The sequence below is a fragment of the Ancylobacter terrae genome, assembly GCF_045108345.1.
Classification (GTDB): Bacteria; Pseudomonadota; Alphaproteobacteria; order Rhizobiales; family Xanthobacteraceae; genus Ancylobacter.
Genome location: NZ_JBJGXH010000001.1, coordinates 1,748,282 through 1,770,561 on the forward strand (window position 1 = coordinate 1,748,282; position 22,280 = coordinate 1,770,561).

The 22,280-nt window shown below is 69.6% G+C and carries 19 protein-coding genes; 6 read left to right on the forward strand and 13 right to left on the reverse strand.

The window, feature by feature from the left end; translation table 11 throughout:
• Window positions 1-180: 180 nt before the first annotated feature.
• Together ACEUEL_RS08405 and ilvD are read right to left on the reverse strand one after the other, a co-directional pair.
• On the reverse strand, window positions 181-1,014 hold the full coding sequence (locus ACEUEL_RS08405; RefSeq protein ID WP_405703919.1) for a tetratricopeptide repeat protein: 834 nt from the start codon (window positions 1,012-1,014) through the stop codon (window positions 181-183).
• On the reverse strand, window positions 1,007-2,734 hold the full coding sequence (ilvD, locus tag ACEUEL_RS08410; protein WP_405703920.1) for a dihydroxy-acid dehydratase: 1,728 nt from the start codon (window positions 2,732-2,734) through the stop codon (window positions 1,007-1,009). Before ilvD ends, ACEUEL_RS08405 begins: the two co-directional genes overlap by 8 nt.
• Window positions 2,735-2,940: 206 nt before the next feature.
• Here ilvD and ACEUEL_RS08415 point away from each other — a divergent pair, with 206 nt between their 5' ends.
• Together ACEUEL_RS08415 and ACEUEL_RS08420 are read left to right on the forward strand one after the other, a co-directional pair.
• On the forward strand, window positions 2,941-3,354 hold the full coding sequence (locus ACEUEL_RS08415) for a lysozyme inhibitor LprI family protein (protein WP_405703921.1): 414 nt from the start codon (window positions 2,941-2,943) through the stop codon (window positions 3,352-3,354).
• 91 nt (window positions 3,355-3,445) lie between these two features.
• Window positions 3,446-3,649, forward strand: a complete 204-nt coding sequence (locus ACEUEL_RS08420) for a hypothetical protein (protein WP_405703923.1) — start codon at window positions 3,446-3,448, stop codon at window positions 3,647-3,649.
• A gap of 18 nt (window positions 3,650-3,667) precedes the next feature.
• Here the strand turns inward: ACEUEL_RS08420 and ACEUEL_RS08425 are convergent, their stop codons facing one another.
• From ACEUEL_RS08425 to ACEUEL_RS08450, 6 genes are all read right to left on the reverse strand, one after another.
• On the reverse strand, window positions 3,668-4,387 hold the full coding sequence (locus tag ACEUEL_RS08425; protein ID WP_405703924.1) for an MgtC/SapB family protein: 720 nt from the start codon (window positions 4,385-4,387) through the stop codon (window positions 3,668-3,670).
• A gap of 94 nt (window positions 4,388-4,481) precedes the next feature.
• Window positions 4,482-7,307 carry a valine--tRNA ligase gene (locus tag ACEUEL_RS08430; RefSeq protein ID WP_405703926.1) on the reverse strand — a complete coding sequence of 942 codons (2,826 nt, stop codon included), beginning with the start codon at window positions 7,305-7,307 and terminating at the stop codon, window positions 4,482-4,484.
• A gap of 115 nt (window positions 7,308-7,422) precedes the next feature.
• Complete coding sequence (locus ACEUEL_RS08435; protein ID WP_405703927.1) at window positions 7,423-8,121, reverse strand: PopZ family protein; 699 nt, start codon at window positions 8,119-8,121, stop codon at window positions 7,423-7,425.
• Window positions 8,122-8,388: 267 nt separating this feature from the next.
• Window positions 8,389-9,837, reverse strand: coding sequence for a TolC family outer membrane protein (locus tag ACEUEL_RS08440; RefSeq protein ID WP_405703928.1), 1,449 nt, complete (start codon window positions 9,835-9,837; stop codon window positions 8,389-8,391).
• Between the two features lie 192 nt (window positions 9,838-10,029).
• A complete protein-coding gene (locus ACEUEL_RS08445; RefSeq protein WP_405703929.1) occupies window positions 10,030-10,692 on the reverse strand; it encodes a protein-L-isoaspartate O-methyltransferase family protein in 663 nt (220 codons plus the stop codon).
• A 153-nt stretch (window positions 10,693-10,845) separates the two neighbouring features.
• A complete protein-coding gene (locus tag ACEUEL_RS08450; RefSeq protein WP_405703931.1) occupies window positions 10,846-12,771 on the reverse strand; it encodes an acyltransferase family protein in 1,926 nt (641 codons plus the stop codon).
• 287 nt (window positions 12,772-13,058) lie between these two features.
• Between ACEUEL_RS08450 and ACEUEL_RS08455 the strand changes: the two genes are divergently transcribed.
• Genes ACEUEL_RS08455 through ACEUEL_RS08465 form a run of 3 tightly spaced genes read left to right on the forward strand, consistent with a single transcriptional unit; the run spans window position 13,059 to window position 15,039 of the window.
• Window positions 13,059-13,895, forward strand: a complete 837-nt coding sequence (locus ACEUEL_RS08455) for a hypothetical protein (RefSeq protein ID WP_405703933.1) — start codon at window positions 13,059-13,061, stop codon at window positions 13,893-13,895.
• The gene (locus tag ACEUEL_RS08460; RefSeq protein WP_405703934.1) at window positions 13,892-14,512 is read left to right on the forward strand and encodes a chromate transporter; all 621 of its coding nucleotides are present in this window, start codon (window positions 13,892-13,894) and stop codon (window positions 14,510-14,512) included. Before ACEUEL_RS08455 ends, ACEUEL_RS08460 begins: the two co-directional genes overlap by 4 nt.
• Window positions 14,509-15,039: a chromate transporter gene (locus ACEUEL_RS08465; protein ID WP_405703936.1), complete on the forward strand. Its 531-nt coding sequence runs from the start codon at window positions 14,509-14,511 to the stop codon at window positions 15,037-15,039. Before ACEUEL_RS08460 ends, ACEUEL_RS08465 begins: the two co-directional genes overlap by 4 nt.
• A 4-nt stretch (window positions 15,040-15,043) precedes the next feature.
• Here ACEUEL_RS08465 and ACEUEL_RS08470 read toward each other — a convergent pair whose 3' ends face one another.
• From ACEUEL_RS08470 to ACEUEL_RS08490, 5 genes are all read right to left on the reverse strand, one after another.
• On the reverse strand, window positions 15,044-16,069 hold the full coding sequence (locus tag ACEUEL_RS08470) for a hypothetical protein (protein WP_405703937.1): 1,026 nt from the start codon (window positions 16,067-16,069) through the stop codon (window positions 15,044-15,046).
• Between the two features lie 9 nt (window positions 16,070-16,078).
• Window positions 16,079-16,780 carry a TIGR00266 family protein gene (locus ACEUEL_RS08475; RefSeq protein ID WP_405703938.1) on the reverse strand — a complete coding sequence of 234 codons (702 nt, stop codon included), beginning with the start codon at window positions 16,778-16,780 and terminating at the stop codon, window positions 16,079-16,081.
• Between the two features lie 92 nt (window positions 16,781-16,872).
• Window positions 16,873-17,358 (reverse strand): GNAT family N-acetyltransferase, encoded by a 486-nt coding sequence (locus tag ACEUEL_RS08480; protein ID WP_405703940.1) that lies wholly within the window; start codon window positions 17,356-17,358, stop codon window positions 16,873-16,875.
• Between the two features lie 29 nt (window positions 17,359-17,387).
• On the reverse strand, window positions 17,388-18,827 hold the full coding sequence (locus ACEUEL_RS08485; RefSeq protein ID WP_405703942.1) for an aldehyde dehydrogenase family protein: 1,440 nt from the start codon (window positions 18,825-18,827) through the stop codon (window positions 17,388-17,390).
• A gap of 85 nt (window positions 18,828-18,912) precedes the next feature.
• Window positions 18,913-20,085, reverse strand: a complete 1,173-nt coding sequence (locus ACEUEL_RS08490) for an HPP family protein (RefSeq protein ID WP_405703943.1) — start codon at window positions 20,083-20,085, stop codon at window positions 18,913-18,915.
• 197 nt (window positions 20,086-20,282) lie between these two features.
• Between ACEUEL_RS08490 and ACEUEL_RS08495 the strand changes: the two genes are divergently transcribed.
• Complete coding sequence (locus ACEUEL_RS08495) at window positions 20,283-22,250, forward strand: glycoside hydrolase family 3 protein (RefSeq protein WP_405703944.1); 1,968 nt, start codon at window positions 20,283-20,285, stop codon at window positions 22,248-22,250.
• The last annotated feature ends 30 nt before the right edge of the window (window positions 22,251-22,280 follow it).

Consider the following 22,280-nt stretch of genomic DNA (forward strand, 5'->3'; position numbering starts at 1 on the left):
GATCGGGAAATGCTCGAGCGTCATCCCAAAACGGCGGCAGGCCGTATCCGGGATCGCGAAGGTTTCCTGGTAGGAGATCCTGGCTCTTCGCCTGCCGCTCCGGCCGGGATGACGGTGCTGCGGGGGATGCGTCAGAACAGGCTCGTGGAGCGCAGCCGCGCGGCAGGATGCCCCTTAAGCCTACTTGCCCACGCCCATATGCTGCTCGAGATAGACAAGCGCCAGCGCCCGCTCGTCGCTGTTCGCGTCGGCGAAGGCGTCGTTGTAGAGGTCGACGATCCACTTGTCGTCGCCGGTGGCCGCGGCATCGCGCGCCAGCGTCAGCCACATCAGGCCGCGCGCCGCCTGCTTGGGAATGCCGTCGCCGCCCTTATAGAGCAGGCTGCCGAGCATGGCCTGCGCCTGGTACTGCCCCTTCTGCGCGGCAAGGCCGAGCCAGCGGGCGGCAAGGCGCGGGTCGCGGTTGACGCCGGTGCCGTCGAGATAGAGCCGGGCGAGCTGGTACTGCGCATCCGGGCTGCCGAAATAGGAGGCGGCATAGGCGAACAGGTCGCGGGCGCGCCCGACATCCTTGCGCACCTGGCTGTTCGGGATGCCCGAGAGGTAATAGCCGCCGAGCGCCACGAAGGCGTCCGCCACGAAGCGCGAGGTGGGTGCCGACGGGTTGTCGTCGGCGTGCATGTTGGCGACCTGGGTGAAGTAGTCGAACGCCTTGAGCTGGTCGCGCTTGACGCCCTCCCCGTCCGCATACATGCGGCCGAGCTTCCACTGCGCGCCGGCATGGCCCTGGTCGGCGGCGTAGCGCAGGGAATCGACGCCCTTCTCGGTCTCGCCGGAGCGCAGCGCGCGGGTGCCGAGCCGCACCGCCTCGTCGATCGGACGAACGGCGCCCGGCGCCACGGTCATGGCGCTGGAATCGGTATTGCCGTCAAAGGCGAAGGCCGGCACGGGGGCGAGAGCCGCCGGGGCGAGGCCGAGTGCCAGGACGAGGGCGAGAGCGGAACGGTCAAACATCGGCATAACACATTGTCTCGGCGGCACCGCCGGGATGGGTCACCGCGCCCCCGCGGGCAGGCCCAACCGACTGCGCGAATTTCCAGATCGCCCCCGACCCGAAGGCGGACGGGCGCGGCGTCCACGCCGCCCGGCGGGCGGCAAGTTCCTCGTCCGTCAGATCGACCGCCAGCGTTCCCGCCACGGCGTCGATGCGGATGATGTCTCCGTCGCGGAGAAGAGCGATCGGGCCGCCGACCGCCGCCTCCGGCCCGACATGGCCGATGCAGAAGCCGCGCGTGGCGCCCGAGAAGCGCCCGTCGGTGATCAGCGCGACCTTGTCGCCCATGCCCTGGCCGTAGAGCGCGGCGGTGGTTGCCAGCATCTCGCGCATGCCCGGGCCGCCCTTGGGGCCCTCGTAGCGGATCACCAGCACCTCGCCTTCCTTCACCGCGCGCTGGGTGACGGCCTCGAAGCAGGCCTCCTCGCTGTCGAAGCAGCGGGCCGGGCCGGCGAAGGCGAGGGTCTTCATCCCCGCCACCTTCACGATGGCGCCGTCGGGGGCGAGGTTGCCCGAGAGGCCGACCACGCCGCCGGTGGCGGTGATCGGCTCATTGGCCGGGCGCACCACATCCTGGTGCGGATTCCATTTCACCGAGGCGAGGTTCTCGGCGATGGTGCGGCCGGTCACGGTCAGGCAGTCGCCGTGCAGGTAGCCGTGATCGAGCAGCGTCTTCATCAGCAGCGGGATGCCGCCGGCCTCGAACATGTCCTTGGCGACATAGCGCCCGCCGGGCTTGAGGTCGGCGATATAGGGCGTGCGCCTGAAGATCTCGGCGACGTCGAACAGGTCGAACTTGATGCCCGCCTCATGGGCGATGGCCGGCAGGTGCAGGCCGGCATTGGTCGAGCCGCCGGAGGCCGCCACCACGGTTGCGGCATTCTCCAGCGCCTTCAGCGTGACGATGTCGCGCGGGCGGATGTTGCGGGCGATCAGCTCCATGATCTGCTCGCCGGCCGCCGCGCAGAAGCGGTCACGGATCTCGTAGGGCGCCGGCGCGCCGGCCGAATAGGGCAGCGCGAGGCCGATCGCCTCGGAGACGGTCGCCATGGTGTTGGCGGTGAACTGGGCACCGCAGGCACCGGCGGAGGGGCAAGCGACCTGCTCCAGCTCGTCGAGGTCGTCGTCGGACATCAGCCCGACCGAATGCTTGCCCACCGCCTCGAACATGTCCTGCACGGTCACCGGCTGGCCGCGGAAGGAGCCGGGCAGGATCGAGCCGCCATAGATGAAGATGGACGGCACGTTGAGGCGCACCATCGCCATCATCATGCCCGGCAGCGACTTGTCGCAGCCGGCGAGGCCGATCAGCGCGTCATAGGAATGGCCGCGAATGGTGAGCTCGACGCTGTCGGCGATCACCTCGCGCGAGGCCAGCGAGGACTTCATGCCCTCATGGCCCATGGCGATGCCGTCGGTGACGGTGATGGTGCAGAATTCGCGCGGCGTGCCGGCGGCGGCCGCGACGCCCTTCTTCACCGCCTGCGCCTGCCGCATCAGCGAGATGTTGCAGGGCGCGGCCTCGTTCCAGCAGGAGGCGACGCCCACCAGCGGCTGGTGGATCTGCTCGCGGGTGAGCCCCATCGCATAGAGATACGACCGGTGCGGCGCGCGCGACGGGCCTTCCGTCACGTGCCGGCTCGGCAGTTTCCCTTTGTCGATGATGGTTCTGGCGTCCATGCTACGCATACACCCCGGCGTCGGTGGAACTCTCGGGTAACATCACCCGGACGCTACTCTCCACCGCGTCTCAGTCGGATTTCGTGCGGGTTTGTGGCGGCTTCGCGGCGTCTGCGATCACGCCTGGGCCGCCGCTTGCGAATGCAGGGTGGTGTTGCCAAGGTGTCACAAATTTCTGATCGAAAACGCTGCGGAAGAGGTGCTGAATGACGACCATCGGACCCGCCGGGATCGCCCTCGCCGGACTGCTCCTCCTCGCCGCCGGCAGCGCCCACGCACAGGACTGTGCCGACCAGACCCAGGGCGGTCTCAACATCTGCGCCATCGCCGCCTTCAAGAAGGCCGACGACCGGCTGAACGCGATCTACCGCCAGATCACCGCGCGGCTGAAGGACGATGCCGACACGCGCGGATTGCTCGTCGCGGCCCAGCGCGCCTGGCTCGGCTTCCGCGACGCCGAATGCACCTTCCTCACCTCGCCGGCCGCGCAGGGCAGCATCCATCCGATGCTGGTCGCCCAATGCCGCGAGGCCTTGACGCTGAAGCGCGTCGCCGAACTCGCGCCGCTGCTGGCGTGCGAGGAAGGCGACATGTCCTGCCCGGTGCCGGCAGCCCCCTAGGGCACGCCGTCATCATCGCGTCACCGGGCGTCGGCGATGGGAAGCATCAGGGTCACGCCGGCCGGACGGCGGCGCGGAGAGGGAGACGGGCATGTCGAGCGGCAACATCGTCGAGAGGCTGCGGGCGATGGCGGCGGGTCTCGACCGCTTCCCGCGCGACAAGGTCGAGGACGAACTGTCCGAGGCTGCCGACGTGATCGAGCGGCTGCGGGCCGAGCTCGACAAATTCCTGCCGCCGGTGGCGAACGGCCCCGAGGACGCGCCGCTGGTGCCGCCCGCCGGCGAGGATCGTTGAGCCTGCGGCCGGGCCGCCTCAGTCGGCGGCGCTGCGGGTCCAGGTCACCGCGGCGACGTCCGGCAGGCGGCGCAGCCGGGCGAGCGCCGCGTCGAGCTCGGACACCTTCACCGAGGTGTTGACGAGGGTGGCGCGCAGTTCCGCCATGCCGTCGGCGCGGCTTTCCACCTCGATGTCCTCGACCGGAAATTGCGCCGCCTCCAGCAGCGTCGACATGCGGGCGCGCAGCTCGCTCGCCGCGGCGACGGGGGCGACGAGGCTGACGCCATAGGTCGCCTCGGTCTGCTCGTCGGCGCGCGGCAGGCGCTCCAGCGCGCTCACCAGCGGGCGCAGCATGGTGTTGCCCGCGAGTACGAACACGGTCAGCAGGATCGCCTGCGCGGCGAGGTCCGCGCCCGCGCAGGCGCCCACCGCCGCCGAGCACCACAGCGTCGCCGCCGTGTTGAGGCCGCGGATGTTGGTGCCTTCCTTCATGATCACGCCGGCGCCGAGGAAGCCGATGCCCGAGACCACATAGGCGATGACGCGCACCGCCCCGTCCGGGCCGGTGAGATGCATGGCGAGATCGACGAACTGGCAGGCGCCGAGCGCCACCAGCACGTTGGTGCGCAGCCCGGCGGTGCGCTGGCGGTATTGTCGCTCCGCCCCGATCAGCGTGCCGAGCGCGAAGGCGACGGCAAGTCCGATCAGGGTCTGGACGAGATCGGGCGCCAGGAACGAATTGAGGAACGGCTCCACGGGACGGGCCTCCAGAACCTGCCGGCGATCATGCCTGCCGACGCCTTGTCAGCGCCCGGCATGACCGCGCGATGACGTCCGCGCCGCCGCTCGCTCACGCCGCCGGGCGGCCGAGCCGGGCGAGCGCCTCGCGGATCTTGCCGGCGCGGGCCTCGGCGCTGTCGCGGCGCTCGCGCTGCTCCTCGATCACCTCCTCCTTGGCGCGGGAGAGGAAATCGGGATTGCCGAGCTTGGCGTCGATCTTGGCGATCTCGTCACCGGCCTTGCCGAGTTCCTTGGCGAGCCGTGCCGACTCGGCGGCGAGGTCGATGACGCCGGCCAGCGGCAGCGCCGCGGTCTCGCCGCGCACCACGAACTGCGCCGATTCCGCCGGTGCCTCCGCGACGGTCTCGATGGCCGAGAGCCGGGCGAGGCGGCGGATGGTCTCGTCCCAGCGCGCCACCCGCTCGCGGGTCTCGCCGCCCGGCGCGACCAGCGCCAGCGGAATCTGCGCGCCGGCGGGCACGTTCATCTCGGCGCGCACCGAGCGGATTTCGGTGACGAGATCGACCAGCCAGCCGAGCTCGGCCTCCGCCTGCGGCGCCGCGAGGCCCTCCAGCGCCGGCCAGGCGTCGAGCGCCAGCAGCCCCTGCCCGCCCGTCCGCGCCCACAATTCCTCGGTGAGGAACGGCATGAAGGGGTGCAGCAGCTTCAGGATCTCGTCCAGCACGAAGGCGGTGGTCGCCCGCGTCTCGGCCTTCCACGGGCTGTCGGCGGAGAGGAAGACGGGCTTGGCGAGTTCGAGATACCAGTCGCAGAAGATGTTCCAGACGAAGCGATAGGCGGCGCCCGCGGCATCGTTGAAGCGGTAGGCCTCGATCGCCTCGGTCACCTCGCCGACCGCGCGCTGCGCCTCGCCGAGGATCCACCGGTTCAGCGCCGCGGACACCGCCTTGGGGTCGAATGCCGGATCGCGCGTGCAGCCGTTCATCTCGGCGAAGCGGGCGGCGTTCCAGAGCTTGGTCGCGAAGTTACGGTAGCCCTCGACGCGGCTGGTCGCGAGCTTGATGTCGCGGCCCTGCGCCGCCATCGCCGCCAGCGTGAAGCGCAGCGCGTCGGCGCCATACTGGTCGATCAGCGAGAGCGGGTCGATGACGTTGCCCTTCGACTTCGACATCTTGGCGCCCTTCTCGTCGCGGACGAGGGCGTGGATGTAGACGTCGGCGAACGGCACCTCGGGCATGAAGTGCAGGCCCATCATCATCATCCGGGCGACCCAGAAGAAGATGATGTCGAAGCCGGTGATCAGCACCGAGGTCGGGTAGAAGCGGGCGAGCTCCGGGGTTTCGTCCGGCCAGCCGAGCGTCGAGAACGGCCACAGCGCGGAGGAGAACCAGGTGTCGAGCACGTCCTCGTCGCGGGTGATCAGGGCGGCGCGCTTCTCGGGGTCGGCGGCGAGTTCCTGCGCCTCGGCATCGGTGATGATGCCATTGGTGACGCAGTGGGCGAGCGCAGCGGCGACCGCCTCCTCCTCGGTCTCCTCGACGAAGACGGTGCCGTCCGGCCCGTACCAGGCCGGGATCTGGTGGCCCCACCAGAGCTGGCGCGAGACGCACCAGGGCTGGATGTTCTCCAGCCAGTCGAAATAGGTCTTCTCCCAGTTCTTGGGCACGAACTTCGTACGCCCCTCGCGCACCGCGGCGAGCGCGGGCTGGGCGAGGGTGTGGGCGTCGACATACCACTGGTCGGTGAGCCAGGGCTCGATCACTACGTTGGAGCGGTCGCCGTGGGGGACGACGTGGGTGTTCGGCTCGATGCGATCGAGCTTGCCGCCCTCCTCCATGATCTTGACGACCAGCTTGCGGGCCTCTTCGCGCGACAGGCCGTCGAGCTGCCCGAACACGCCGAGCTGCAGCGGCGTCGGCTCGAGGCCGGCGAGGAAGTCGTCATTGCCCGCCAGCGTGATCCGCGCCTCGGCATCGAGCACGTTGATCATCGGCAGATCGTGGCGCTTGCCGACCTCGAAATCGTTGAAGTCGTGCGCCGGGGTGATCTTCACCGCGCCGGTGCCCTTGGTCGGGTCAGAATAGGTGTCGGGCACGATGGGGATGCGCCGGCCGACGATCGGCAGGATCGCATGCGCGTTGGCGGCGACCAGCGCCAGATAGCGCGGATCCTCGGGATGCACGGCGATCGCGGTGTCGCCGAGCATGGTCTCGGGCCGCGTGGTGGCGACGGTGATGTAGTCGCGCGTCTCGTAGAGCGTCGGCTGGCCGTCGGCGTCGAACTCCACCGGATGCTCGTAGGTGAGGCCGTCGGCGAGCGGATAGCGGAAGTGCCAGAGATGGCCCTTCACCTCGACCGGGATGACCTCCAGGTCGGAGATCGCCGACTGGAACTTGGGGTCCCAGTTCACCAGCCGCTTGTCCTTGTAGATCAGCCCTTCCTTGTAGAGCTGAACGAACACCTTGAGGACGGCGCGGGAGAGCCCCTCGTCCATGGTGAAGCGCTCGCGCGACCAGTCGCAGGAGGCGCCCAGGCGCTTCAGCTGGTTGATGATCGCGCCGCCGGATTCCTCCTTCCACGCCCAGACGCGCTCGACGAAGGCGTCGCGGCCCATCTCGCGGCGGCCGGGAAGCTGGCGCTCGGCCAGCTGGCGCTCGACCACCATCTGGGTGGCGATGCCGGCATGGTCGGTGCCGACCTGCCAGAGCACATCCCTGCCCCGCATGCGCTCGAAGCGGCAGAGGATGTCCTGCAGCGTGTTGTTGAGGGCGTGCCCCATGTGGAGCGAGCCGGTGACGTTCGGCGGCGGGATGACGATGCAATAGGGCGCCGCGCCCGCCCGCTCCGGCCGGCCGGCCCGGAAGGCGCCCGCCTCTTCCCACGCGGCGTAGATGCGCGCCTCGACGGCGGCGGGGTCGAACCTGTTGTCGAGCATGGCGGCTCCGGCGGTCACGCGAATTGAGGAGCGCGAGACAAATCAGAGCCGCCCGGCAAAATCAACCGCGCGGCGCGCCGGGCAGCCCATCACCCGCTGCGGAAGGTTCCGCGTCTCAGCGCCCGCCGCGGGCGACGCGCTCGATCTCGGCGCGGACCAGCCGCTCGACCACGCCCGGCAGGTTGTCGTCGAGCCAGCTGCGCAGCATGGGCCGCAGCAGCTCGGCGACGACATCCTCGAGCGAGCGGGTGTTGTTGTTCATGATGGTGCGCGCCAGCGTGCCGAAGGAGGCGGCGACGGCGGCATTGGTCGGCGGAGAGACCAGCGGCTCGCGGTCGCCCGCGCGCGGCGCGGCGGGATCGAACGGGCCGCGCGGATAGCTCGCCTCCGGCGCAGGGGCCGCGCTTCGGCCGGAATCCGGCAGGTGCGCGGCGGCCGGCGTATCGATGAACGCCGCCGTTTCCGTCACGCGGACCGGGCCGGAAAGCCCCTCACGGATGGCGGAGCGCACCTCGCTCTCGACCCGCGCCAGTTCGCTCGCCACCGCGGCGACTTCCTCGTGCGCGTAATCGGGCTCGTCGTCCGGCGCCTCCAGCGGCGCCAGATCGCGCGGCACATCGACATGGGCGGCGGGCGCGGGCTCCGGCTCGAAGCGGGGCTCCTCCCGCCGCTCCTCGCGCTCGAGGGGACGCGGACCAGCGGCGCGCTCGAAGCGGGGCTGGGCGGCGCGCGGCGCATCGTCGGCGATGATCCGGCGGATGGATGCGAGAATCTCTTCCATCGACGTATCGCTGCTGCGTGCAGGCATCGACATGCGCGTCTTCCCGTTCACTGGCCCTCGAGCGGGCGTCCGTCCGGCCTCCGCGCGGCCGGGACGAATCACCCGTCTGCATTTCGGTAACTATGTCATTGACGACAGGACGAAACCACGTCCGCCCGGCGGTTGCTCACACCCTTGCCGCGCCACGCGGACGATCGCGGCGCGCTGTGGCAGGGCGGACGCAGGCGACCGGGACGCCGCGGCACGGGCGTGGCGGAATACCGCGCCGTTCAGCCGGCGCAGGACCCCATCAAGGAGCGATCACTTGCCGTCCGGCGTGCGCACGCCGATCCAGGCGTCGCGCACCTGATCGTAGTGAACCTTGGGATTATAGACCGCGACCTTGAGGCCGAGATTGACCGCGCTCAGCTTGCCCGAGGCCGACAGCACGCCATAGGAGGCGACGACGCGGTCGCGCTGGGCGATGACGAGGCTGGCGCGGGCATTGAACAGCGCCGTCTGTGCGTTCAGCACGTCGAGCGTGGTGCGCTGGCCGACGCGCCACTCCTCGCGCACGCCCTTCAACGCGATCTCGTTGGCAGCGACGGAGGCCTGGGCCGATTCGATGGCCGCCTTGGCAGCCTCGAGCGCGCCCCAGAACTGCACGACATTGGCGCGAACCTGATCGCGGTTCACGTCCACTTCCATGCGGAACTGGCCAAGCGTCTCCTTCGCCTGCCGGATGGTCGCGTATTCGCCGCCGCCCTGGTAGATCGGCACGGAGAGGTTCAGCGCCACGGCCGCCGTGGACTGGCGGTCGACATTCGGCGAGACGTTGTAGTCCTGCGACACCTGCCCGTTCAGCGAAAGGGTGGGCTGCAGCGCGCCCTCGGCCACCTTCACATTCGCCATGGCCTGGTCGACCGCGAACATGGCGGCCTTCACCGCCGGATGCTGGGTGATGCCGGACTGCACCGCCGCGTCCAGCACCTTGGGCAGCAGCTTGTCGATCGGGCGCCCGGGCGCGAGCTTCTTCGGCTGCAGGCCGATGACCCGGTAGAAGGTGGCGCGGGCCGAATTGAGGTTCGATTCGGCGAGCGCCAGCTCGCTTTGCGCGTTGGCCACCGAAGCCTCGGCCTGCGCGACGTCGGTGCGGGTCACCTCGCCCACCGCAAAGCGGTCCCTGGTGGAGCGCAGCTCTTCCTGCAGGGCCTCGAGGTTCTGCCGCTGCAGTTCCAGCAGGGCGGAATTCTGCAGCACGTTCATGTAGGCGGTGACGGCGTCGAGCAGCACGAGCTGTTCGGTGTTGCGCAGCAGTTCGCGCTGGCCCTTCACCTGCGATTCCGCGCCGCGGACCGAATTGGCGGTACGCAGGCCGTCATACAGCGTCTGGCTGATGGTGACGCCAGCGCCGTAAGGCTTCAGCGTCGACTGCGACACCCCGCGGAAACGCACCTGCTGCAGGCCGTCGGGATTGTCGGGCGTGATCGGCACGGTCCGGAAAGCCGTGATCGGCCCCTTGTTTTCGAGCCAGGTCACCCCGGCATCCGCGCTCGCGAAGATCTGCGGACGGTAGCTCGACAGGGCGATCGGCACATATTCGTCGGTGGCGCGGGTCGCGGCGCGCTGCGAATTGAGCGACGGGTTGTTCGTGTAGGCTGCGGCCAAGGCCTCATCAAGACTCTGGGCCTTCGCGGGTAACGACCCGAGGGCCGCAAGCACGGCAGCCACGCACACGGCATGCCTGCTTCCGGCGTCGCGATGCCACATAACCAAACCCCTATCCACCAATGTCTTTTCCGGGCCGCCCTTGAATTGGGCGATCCTCGGCTCGTTCGACGCAACGGGAACAGTAGGGCGTGGATCGATTCGAGAAAACCGCTCGGTTCGATTTTCCCGCGGATTCCTGGGACACGCGGCAGATGCGCCACAGCGGGGTGCCGCAGCGCGGGGCGAATCGGCTCAGAAGACGAAGGCCGGGCGGGCCTCGAAGCCCGGCAGGACCGGTACGCCGGCGTCGAAGACGATGCGCGGGCTGACGCCGCCGCCGGTCTTGGTGAACAGCGTCGCGCGCCCCGCCCGGCCGCGCCCGACCACGGCGAGCAGGCGCCCTTCCGGCTTCAACTGGGCGAACAGCTCCTCCGGGGCGATCTCGATGGCGCCGTTCAGCAGGATGACGTCATAGGGCGCCTCGGCGGCCCAGCCATCGGCCAGCGGCCCCTCCACCACGGCGGCGTTGAGCAGGCCGAGATCGGCGAGAGTCGCCGACGCGCCCGCGGCGAGGGCGGCATCCGGCTCGAGCGCCACCACCTGGCCGGCGAGATGGGCGAGCACGGCGGTCGAATAGCCGCTGGCACAGCCGACATCGAGCACGAGATCGTTCGGCCCCACATCCGCCGCCTGCAGCAGCTTGGCGAGAACCATCGGCTCCAGCAGATAGCGCGCCGGCGGCCCCTCGCTCACCAGCACGTCGTCGTCGATATAGGCGAAGTCACCGCGCCCGGCGGGCACGAAACGCTCGCGCGGGACATCCATCATCGCGGCGACGATGCGCAGATCGGTCACGTCGTTGGCGCGGACCTGGGCGTCCACCATGGCGCGGCGCAGTTCGGCGTAGTCGGTCATTCGCAGTCGCTCTCGCAATCGATCGCCCGAGGCGGGCCCTTTAACGGCGGCAGTTCGCGGCAAGGATTGCGGCAGGGCAATCGCCATTGCAAGCCTCCAGCATGCCGCATCCCGAAGATTCCGGCACGGGGGCGCGGCGGCGGGCGGGCCGGGTCAGCCCGGCGGACGGCTGCCGGCGGCGGAGACGGCGGGCCGCGGCTGCCACAGCGACCGGATTCCCTCCGCCACCATGCGCGCGCCGGCCAGGGTGAAGTGATCGCGATCGAACTGAACGGGCGTGCCGTCGGGCGTCTGCTCGATGCAGCGTCCGGCCGGGCAGTTGATGTCGTAGAGCGGCACGTAGACGGCGCCCGCGGCCTCCACCACCGGGCGCATCGCGTCGCTGAGGCGCTTGCGGCCGCGGTCGATCTCGCCGCTCGCAATGGTGGGATCGCCATAGACGCGGCTCTCGGCGATCAGCAGCGGCAGGCGCTCATTGTATTTGGGCGCCGGTCCGAGGACGACCACCTCGCCGGCGTAACGGCGCAGATAGGCGATGGTGGCGGGCAGCGTCGCGAGGTCCTCGTCCTTCCAGCGTGCAGCGAGGATGACACCGTCCAGCCGGGTGCGGGGCAGGAAGTCGTCGAAGACATAATCCATGATGTCGGTGCAGGGCGACTTGCCCCAGTCGCCCCGGATCGGGCGGCAGCCGGTCGAGGTCGCCTGCAGGAAATTGTCGGCGGGATAGGTGAGCGACAGGGCCCGCCAGATATGGGCGGCGTGGCTGTCGCCGAGCACGAGGTAGTTGCCGACCCCCGGCGCCGTCTTCAGGCAGATATCCGGCTTGTAGTCGCCGAGACGCCCCTCCCCGCTCACCACCATGCAGGTTCCGAAGCGGAACTGGTAGGCGTATTGCTCGCTGCGGCCATAGCGGTTGAAGTCGACGATCTTGCGGATTTCCGGCGGATAGTCCTGCGCGCCTTCCGCGCGCCAGCGCACGCTGTTGCCGAGACCGCCGAGCAGCAGCACGACGGCAGCCCCCGCGCCGACCACACGCCAGGACGGCAGCCGCCGCAGGCGCCCGGCCCGGAAGGGTCGCTCGACGAGGGCGTAGGACGCCCCCGCGAGCACCAGCGACAGCGCCGCCACGGCGGCGAGCCCGGCGCCCTCGATCTCGCCGCCCATGAAACGGCGCCAGAAGACGATGACCGGCCAGTGCCACAGGTAGAGCGAATAGGAGATCAACCCGACGGCGACCATCGGGCGCCAGGACAGCACCCGTCCGGCCGCCGTGCCCGGCGCGTAGGCGATGAGCAGCCCGGCGCCGAGGCAGGGCCAGAGCGCGTTCCAGCCGGGGAACGGCATGTCGCCCGACAGCAGGAAATTGCTGGCCAGCAGCATCGCCAGCCCGCCGGCGGCAAGACCGCCGCGCAGCGCGGGCGAGGCCACCACGGGAGCGGCTCCGGCGGCGATCAGCGCGCCGAGCAGCAGCTCCCAGGCGCGCGTCGGCAGCAGGTAGAAGGTCGCGGTCGGCTCATAGACGAGGCCGGCGATGCTGAGCACAAAGGAGGCGAGCGCGACGCCCGCGAACCAGCCGGCATAGCGGCCGCGCCCCCAGCGCCAGATGGCGTAGAGCATCAGCGGGAAGAAGACGTAGAACTGCTCCTCCACCGCCAGCGACCAGGTGTGCAGCAGCGGATTCTGCTCGGCCTGATCCTCGAAATAGCCCGACGTCTTCCAGAAGAAGATGTTCGAATAGAACAGCGCGGCCGCGAAGGTGCTGCGGCCGATCTCCATCGCCTCGGTGGGGCGCAGCACGGTGGCGGCGACGAGGCAGACGGCGATCAGCATCGCCGCGAGCGCGGGGAAGATGCGCAGGATCCGGCGCTGGTAGAAGGTCGCGATCGAGAACGCACCCTCGCGCAGGTCGTTCATCAGGAGGCCGGCGATGAGATAGCCGGAGATGACGAAGAACACATCGACGCCGACGAAGCCGCCCGGTACGGCGGCGATTCCCATGTGGAAGGCCACCACCGGCAGGACGGCGACCGCCCGCAATCCGTCGATGTCGGGCCGGTAGGCGCGTGTCGGATCGCTCATGACGATGTGGCCGCCACCCTGGGGCGGAACCGGCGGAACGGAGAAGAGGCGGGCCGGCGGCAGGTCATCGGGTCAGGCGAACGGATGTGACGGGATCGGCGGCCGGGGTTGCGGGTACCCCCTGCAGCGCGCCGCACCATATCGCCGGGGAGCCGGGGCGTCGAGCGGTGCGTTCCCCCTCGCCGCCGCATGGACCTTCGTCTATACGATCCGTCAACCATCTCCGGCCTAGCCTGAGGGGTGCGCGTGCGGCCACGCGCCCTTCCCCAAAGCGTTGCGGTTCCCCCATGGACGACCTTCACTACCGTGAATACAAGATCCTCCTGCGGCCGGAACGCTTCTTCGATCCCCACCAGTTCGAGGTCTACTGGAAGAAGGTCTGCGCCATCGCCGACGACCTGAAGGTCGGGGTGACTACGAACAAGGACGCCTTCAAGCGGCAGGTCCGCGAGGTGCTGTTCTACGACACGCCCGACTACGACCTCTATCGAAACGCCTTCATCCTGCGCAAGCGCACCTTCTATACCGATGGCTGGCCGGACCGGGATCACGAGCTGACGCTCAAGTTCCGGCATCCGGACCTGAAACAGGCCGCCGCGGTCGACGTGACGCCGCACCTTCAGGGCGTCGCCAACATCAAGTTCAAGGAAGAGCTGCTGCCGCTGAAGGAGAAGATCGGCGATTTCCGCAGCCTCTATTCGCACAATTGCGTGCTGCTCTCGCCGGGCCTCGTGCTCGACCACGGGCTCGAGCACATCGCCACCACGTTTCCGTCCGTCCGTGACTTCTGCAAGACCGACGGCACCTCGATCGCGCTGGTCAACGACAAGGCGGTCGAAGAGGTGCAGGTGAACGTGGGCACCTTCGAGTTCGGCCGCGACCTCACCGCCAAGGCGACCATCGCGCTGTGGCGCGAGCGGGCGAGCGAGACCTCGCTGATCGGCGAGTTCGCGTTCCAGGCCAAGTTCGAGCGCTACGACGCGCTGCACCAGAAGGCGAAGACGCGTTCGGAGGAGTTCTTCAAGGCGGTGCAGATGCAGGCGTCGGAGTGGGTGCAGCTCGGCACCACCAAGACCGCCATCGTCTACGGCCTCGGCAAGCAGCCCGTCGCCAGCCACGAATGAGCACGCCCGCGCCCGCCGCCTCGCCCGCCCTTCCGGACGGCCCCGCCCCGGCCGCCGGGCCGGTGCCGCTCGGCGATATCTTCCTCACCTTCCTGGTGATCGGCGCGACCAGCTTCGGCGGCGGCGTCGTCGCCTATCTGCGCAACGCGCTGGTGCTGCAGAAGGGCTGGCTGGACGAGGAGCGCTTCCTCTCGGCGCTGGAGATCGCGCAGGCCCTGCCCGGCCTCAACGCCACCAATATGAGCGTGATCGTCGGCGACCGGCTGCGCGGCACGATCGGCGCGGTCATCGCCTTCCTGGGCATGACGCTGCCGGGGGCGGCGCTGGTGATGGTGCTCGGCGTGCTCTACGCCTCCAACGCGCATAACCCTTATGTCAACGCGGCCCTGATCGGGGTCGGCGCCGCCTCGGTCGGCATGCTGTCGGCGGTCACGCTGCAGATCGGGCGCAAGCAGCTCGGCAACGTCGTCGATGTCGGCATCATCGTCGCCACCGTCGTGCTGGTCAGCGTGCTGCACGTCTCGCTGGTGTGGGTGCTGCTGGTGGTCGGCCCCGCCGCCGTGCTGATCTATCGCCCTCGACCGGGCGCGCCCACGAAGGGCGGTGAGGCGCCATGAGCGACAGCGGCAATCTCAGCATCCTCGGCGTGTTCAGCCTGCTGTCGATCCTCGCGGTCGGCGGCGGCGCGGCGGTGCTGCCGGAGACCAAGGCGCTGGTGATCGACCAGCATCACTGGCTGACCGAGGACCAGTTCCGCGACATCTACGGGCTCGGGCAGGTGGTGCCGGGACCGAACATGCTGATGGTGCTGGTGATCGGCTATCACGTCACCGGCTATCTCGGCGCGCTGCTCGCCTATCTCGGCTTCTTCCTGCCGGCGAGCGCGATCTCGCTTGTCGCCTCGCGGGTGTGGGAGCATTTCGAGGGCTCGCCCTGGCGGGCCGCGATCCAGCGGGGCCTCGCCCCGCTGGTGGTCGGGCTGATGGCGGCGGGCACAATCTCGATCGCCCGCACGGCGATCGACGGCTCGCTCACCGTCCTGATCGCCATCGCCGTGTTCCTCGGCATCTACTTCGTCAAGAAGGTGAACCCGGCGCTGTTCGTGCTCGGCGGCGGGCTCGTCGGCCTGGTGCTGCTCGGCTGAGGCGTCAGTGCCGGCGGAAGCCGGCATAGCCGCCATCGGCGTCGTAGAGCACGTCGAAGCCGTTCAGCAGGTGGAAGCTGGTGTTCACGAAGGCGCGGGTGGCGGACACCCGCAGATGGGTGCCATCCGGCGCCAGCGGCGACTCCCCGCCCACCTCGAAGCCGTACAGTTCGGACGACGCGTTCGCATCGCCGAGGCGGATCGACACCTGCGTGCCGTCCGGCAGGGAGCCCTCCGCGCCGGCCGCCTGCGCGGGCGACACCGTCATGAACATGGCGGAGACGCCGGTGTCGACCAGCATCGAGCCGCAAGCCGGCGGGCTCGCGCCGTTGAGGACGATGCAGGCCGGCACGCCCTGCCAGTCCGGCCGGTCGGGCTGGCGCTTCAGCTTCACATAGCGGAACTCGCCGCCGGTATTGGCCGGCGTGAGGCCGACATGCACGCCCTCGGGGGTGAGGATGTAGCCGCGCCGGCGCGGCCCCTCGCCGCCGGTGACGCGCAGCAGCGGGTTCTTGTCCGGCGTCGACTGGCTCTGCATGTCACCCTCGCGGGCGAACCCGACGCCGACCATGGCGATGCCGCGCGGGTCGTCATGGGGCGTGCAGTCGCGGGCATCGTCGAGGCAGCGCACTTCGGTCACGGCGAGTACGGGCATCGGCTCGGTGGTGACGCTCGCTCCCTCGCGGCCGACCAGGCTGACCGGGGTGACCACCCACTGCCCGACCATCACCCGGCCGGAACTCGTATAGGTGAGGCGCCCCTCGCCGATCGAGGTGAGCTGGTCGAAATTCGGGATGTACGCGGCCGCCACGACGATGCCGGTCGAGCCGGAATCGAGTTCGGCCCGGATCGGCCGGTCGCCGAAGGAAAGCCCGATGCGCGGCACCGCGCCGATGCCGCCCTCTTCGGCGTTGAGGTAGCGCAGGAAAAGGCCCTCGCGGAACGGGCCGTAGTCGGGCCGGTCCTGCGCCAGGGCGGGAGAGGCCGCGAGCAGCGCGGCGGCGGCGAGGAGATGCGTGCGGATGGTCATGAGCGGTCCTCAGCCTTGCCGGGCCGGCAGATAGGGGGTCAGCGTGTGGGCGAGGCCGGGCGGGGTCAGCGTCTGCAGCCAGACCCGTCCCGGCCCGGTGAGCTGGACGAGGAACAGCCCGTCGCCGCCGAACAGGGCGTTGCGGATGCCGCGCATCATCGTCACCTCAAAGGCGACGCTTTCGTCGAACATGCCGACATGGCCGGGGTGGACGAGAAGCGTCTGGCCCGGCTCCAGCGTGTAGGGAATGATCTCGCCGCCGAGCTCGATGAAGGCCTGTCCCGATCCGGCGAGCTTCTGCAGCACCAGCCCCTCGCCTCCGAAGATGGCGCCGCCGAGCTTCTGCTGGAAGGCAGTCGAAATCTCCACCCCCGTCGTGCCGCAGACGAAGCCGTGGCGATGGGCGATGAGGCTGCGGCCGGGCGCGATCTCCTCCGCGAGGATGCTGCCGGGCAGCTTGGCGGCGAAGGCGACGTTGCCAGGCGAGCGGCCCGCGCGAAACTCGGTCATGAACAGGCCGCCGCCCGAAACCGCCCGGCTCACCAGACCGAGCAGGCCACCGCCGCCCCCGCCGCCCCCGGCGGTGGAGGTGGTGAGCGTCACGTCGCCCGACATCCAGGAGAGCTGATCGGGCACGCCGAGAACGGCGTCGCCGGGGTCGAGCTCGATTTCAAGGACGGGCAGCGTGGTGCCGATGACCCGGGAACGCATCGTCTATGCTCCTAGAATACCTTTTCTATTCAGGAGTTTAGCGCGATCGTGTGAGAAAATCCCTCACCCGTTGATTCAAATTCGACGTAACGTCACTCAAAAACGGCGAAGGCGGGGGCGTGCCGGATCTCCCCCGTGCGGACGGAGTTCTCGCCGTTGAGTGCCAGCGCCATCAGATAGGGGCCGGCATAGGGCGAGGCGAAACCGGCCGCCAACGACGCGTCGAAGCCGAAGCGTGAATAATAAGCCGGCTCACCGAGCACGAAAACCATATGCCACAGCCGTTCCCGCGCGATGGCGAGCCCGGCGTTGATGAGCCGGCTTGCGATTCCCTGCTGCCGTATATCTTCCGCAACGGCAACCGGAGCCAGCGCCAGCGCGCGGACCGGCGCGGCCATGGGCGAGAACATGACATGGCCGACGACCACGCCCGCCTGCTCGGCGACGAGCGCGATGGCGGCATCGCCATCGGCCCGCAGCTGCTCGACGAGGTCGGCTTCCGCCGGCCCGCCGAAGGCGTCGACGAGCAGACCGCGGATGGCGGGATGATCCTCCGGCCGCTCCGCACGGAAGATCATCGCTCCCTCCCCGCCGATCGCGCGCATCATCAGTCGCCGTAACCGACGATGCTCTTGGTCTCGAGGAAGTCGTGGATGCCGAAATCGGCATATTCGCGCCCGTTGCCCGACTGCTTGTAGCCGCCGAAGGAGGAGTTGGTGTCCCAGTCGGGGTAGTTGAGGTACACCGAGCCCGCCCGCATCTTCGCGGCGACCGCGCGGGCGTGGCCGATATCCCCGCTCTGCACATAGGCGGCGAGGCCGTAGACCGTGTCGTTGGCGATGGCGACCGCCTCCTCCTCGGTAGCGTAGGGCAGGATCGACAGCACCGGCCCGAAGATCTCCTCGCGGGCGATGGTCATGTCGTTGGTCACGCCCCCGAACACGGTGGGGCGCACGTAATAGCCCCGGTTCAGCCCCTCTGGCCGACCAGGGCCGCCGGTCACCAGCGTGGCGCCTTCCTTGATGCCGGCCTCGATCAGCCGCTGGATCTTGTCGAACTGGATCTGGCTGACCACCGGGCCGAGCACGGTATCGTCGGCGCGCGGATCGCCGACCTTGTGCGTCTCGGCCGCCGTCTTCGCGATGGCGAGCGCCTCGTCATGGCGATCGGCCGGCACCAGCATGCGGGTCGGCGCGTCGCAGGACTGGCCGGAATTGCCGAAACAACCCTCGACGCCCTTGGTCACGGCGGTGGCGAGGTCGGCGTCGGGCAGGACGATGTTGGCGGACTTGCCGCCGAGTTCCTGCGCCACGCGCTTCACCGTGTCGGCCGCGGTCTTCGCGACGATGATGCCTGCACGCGTCGAGCCGGTGAACGACACCATGTCGACGCCGGGATGGCCGGCCATCACCTGCCCGACATCCGGGCCGGTGCCGTTGACCATGTTGTAGACGCCTTTCGGCAGGCCGAGCTCGGCCATCACCTCGGTGAAGACGATGCCGCTGATCGGGGCGATCTCGCTCGGCTTCAGCACCATGGTGCAGCCGGCGGCGATGGCGGGCGCGACCTTGCAGACGATCTGGTTGAGCGGCCAGTTCCACGGCGTGATCAGCGCGCAGACGCCGATCGGCTCCTGCACCACGCGGGTGGTGCCGCGCTGGTGCTCGAATTCATAGGTTTCGAGCGCGGCGATGGTGGCTTCCAGATGCGCCCGGCCCGCCCAGGCCTGCGCGTCGCGGGCGAAGGCGAGCGGCGCGCCCATCTCCTGCGAGACCGCCTGCGCGATATCCTCGAAGCGGTCGTTGTAGAGCTCGAGCAGGCGCTTCAGCAGCGCGAGGCGCTCGGCCTTGGGCGTGAAGGCGAAGGTCTCGAAGGCCGCGCGAGCCGCCGCGACCGCCTTCTCGACATCCGCCGCCGATCCCACCGAAATCTGCGTGTAGGCCTCCTCGGTGGAGGGATCGATCACGTCCAGCCGTGCCGGCACGACCGGATCGACCCATGCACCGTCGATGTAGAAGCGCAGATGGTTGGACGACGAGACCGCCATGGGACGATTCCTGTGCTGATGACCGCGGGACGGGACACCAGCGCGTAGCATCCCCGCCGGGCTCTGTCACACCGGATATCGGCGCTCAGCCACGCTCCCCGGCCGCCTCGATCAGGCGTTCGTCGAACAGCGCGGCGATCAGGTCCGACTGGCTGACGACGCCGACCACGCGGCTGTCCGCGTCGACCACCGGCAGCAGATGCACCTTGCGATCCGCCATCGGCGGCACGAGATCGACCACCGGGGAATCCTGCCGCGCCGACAGGACCGACACGGTCATGATGTCGCCGACGGCCGTGCCCGGCACGCTGCCGGGCCGCAGCAGGTGCCGCAGGCGTTCCCGCCACCCGGGATGGACCTCATGCGCGTCGGGAACCGTGTGGTTGATGATGTCGCTCTGGGTGATGATGCCGGCCAGCTTCATGCCCGCATCCGTCACCGGCAGCGCCCGCACATGCTGTTCCCGCATCAGCCGCACCGCCTCCCGCAGCGGCGTCGCGCGGGTGACGGCGATGACGTCGCGCGACATGATGTCGGCCGCGTCGAGATGGGCCGATCGCCGCCGCAGGCCGCGCAGCTGCGCCTCGCGCAGCAGGCCGGCGAGATCGCCGGGGGCGACGTCGAGCACCTCGCCGTAATCCTTCAGCACCGCCTCGACGTCCTCCGCGCCGACCCCGAGCCGGGCCGCCGGCGGGGGATCGGCCCGCGGCCCCTCGACCGCGACGATGGGCCGGTGCGGATAGCTCTTGCCGGTCAGGTTGTTGAAGACCATCGCGGTTCCGATCAGCAGCAGCGAATTGAGCGCCACCGGCCAGAGCACGAACCCATAGCCGGCCGCCGCCACGGCCGGCCCGCCAAGCACCGCCGTCAGCGCCACCGCGCCGCTCGGCGGGTGCAGGCACCGCAGCGAGGCCATGGCGGCGATGGCGGTGCCGCCGGCGACGCCGGCCGCCACCAGCGGATCGGGTATCCATTGCGCGGCTGTTACGCCGATAACCGCCGACACGATGTTGCCGGCGAGCATCGACCAGGGCTGCGCCAGCGGACTGGCCGGCACGGCGAAGAGCAGAACCGCGGAGGCGCCCATCGGTGCGATGATCAGCGGTATACCGGCGGACGGGCCGAGCGCCAGCAGCGTGCCGAAGGCCACCACGAGCAGGCCGAGTGCCGCGCCCGCGCCGGCCCGCAGCCGCTCTCCGGGAGGGACGCGGCCAAGCGCGGGACCGAAGCGCTTCAGAAGGGCACGGAATTCGGACATGGCGCAGGCTCCGGATATGGTCCGGCCAGCCGCCGCCACCGGATGCTCAACTGATATGCAGTATGCCAATCCGTTAGGCAATGCATGACGCTGCGTCATTCGTGGGCGATCAGCTTGAGGCGGCAGCCCATCCGAGCTATCGCCAGTCCGGCGCTGCGCGGGCACGGTTCCCGTCCGGCAGAGGAGAACGCCCCGGCATGTCGCGACGCTCTTTCCCTCAGCTCCGCCTGATTGCCGCCGGAGCGATCGGCCTCCTCGCCGTGCTGACGCCTGGCCACGCCGGAGCCCAGTCGGCGCCGCCGAATGCCAATGCGGACATGTGGCCGACGCTGGCGCCGGTGCCGCCGCTCGATGCGGCGATCGAACGGCGCATCGACGGCCTCCTCGCGACGATGACGCTGGAGGAAAAGGTCGGCCAGACGGTGCAGGCGGATATCGCCTCGATCCAGCCCGACGATCTGCTCCGCTACCCGCTCGGCTCCATCCTGAACGGCGGCGACGCCTCGCCGGGCGGCAAGCCGCGCGCGGAGCCGGAGGAATGGCTGGCGCTAGCCGACGCCTTCTTCGCCGCCAACCGGGCGCGCGGCGGCACCTACGTGCCGCTGATCTGGGGCATCGATGCCGTGCACGGCCACAACAAGATCGTCGGCGCGACGGTGTTCCCGCACAATATCGGGCTCGGCGCGGCGCGGAATCCCGAGCTGATCCGCCGCATCGGCACGGCGACGGCGCTGGAAGTCTCGGTGACCGGGCAGGAATGGACCTTTGCCCCGACATTGGCGGTGGTGCGGGACGATCATTGGGGCCGCACCTATGAGAGCTATTCGGAGGATCCCGCCATCGTCGCCGCCTATGCCGGCGCGATGGTCGAGGGACTCCAGGGCAAGCCGGGCGCGCCGGATTTCCTGAGAGCAGGCCATGTGATCGCCACCGCCAAGCACTTCATCGGTGACGGCGGCACCGACAAGGGCATCGACCAGGGCGACAACCTCGCCAACGAGACGGCGCTGCGCGATATCCACGGCGCCGGCTACGTCCCGGCGCTGGAGGCCGGGGTGCAGACGGTGATGGCCTCCTATTCCAGCTGGCACGGCCGCAAGATGCACGGCAATGCCAGCCTGCTGACCGGCGTGCTGAAGCAGCGCATGGGGTTCGAGGGATTCGTCATCGGCGACTGGAACGGCCACGCGCAGGTGAACGGCTGCACGCCCGGCAACTGCCCGCAGGCCATGCTCGCGGGGGTCGACATGTACATGGCGCCGGAAAACTGGCGCGAGCTGTTCGACAATCTGCTGGCCCAGGTCCGCTCCGGCACCATTCCCGCGGCGCGGCTCGACGACGCGGTGCGACGGATCCTGCGGGTGAAGCTGCGTGCGGGCTTGTTCGAGGCGCCGCGCCCGTCGCAGCGGCCCTTTGCCGGGAAATTCGACCTTCTCGGCACGCCCGCGCACCGGGCTCTGGCCCGCGAGGCGGCGCGGGAGAGCCTGGTGCTGCTGAAGAACGAGGGCGGCCTGCTTCCGCTCGCGCCGCGCTCGCGCGTGCTGGTCGCCGGCGATGGCGCCGACGACATCGGCCGGCAGTGCGGCGGCTGGACGCTGAGCTGGCAGGGCGTCACCGGCGACAATGCCGGCTTCCCGCATGGCCAGTCGATCTATGCGGGCATCGCGGAAGCGGTGAGCGCAGCCGGCGGCGCCGCCGCGTTGAGTCCCGACGGCAGCTTCACGCAGAAGCCCGACATCGCCATCGTGGTGTTCGGCGAGATGCCCTATGCGGAGATGAAGGGCGACCTGCCGACGACCTCCTATTCCGCGGCCCGCCCGGGCGACCTCGCGCTGATCGAGAAGCTGTCCGGCGACGGCATCCCCGTGGTCGCCGTGTTCCTGTCCGGCCGCCCGCTGTGGTCGACGCCCGAGATCAACGCCTCGCGCGCCTTCGTCGCCGCATGGCTGCCGGGGACGGAGGGCGGCGCGGTTGCCGACCTGCTGTTCCGCACGCCGGGCGGCGCCATCGCGCACGATTTCCGCGGCCGCCTCTCCTTCTCCTGGCCGCGTCGGCCGAATCAGCAGGTGAACGCCGGCGACACGCCCTATGAGCCGCTCTTTCCCCTCGGCTACGGCCTCGACTACGCAACATCCGCCGACCTCGGACGCCTGCCCACCGAATAGTGATTTGGCGGCGCCATCGTCCCGTCATCT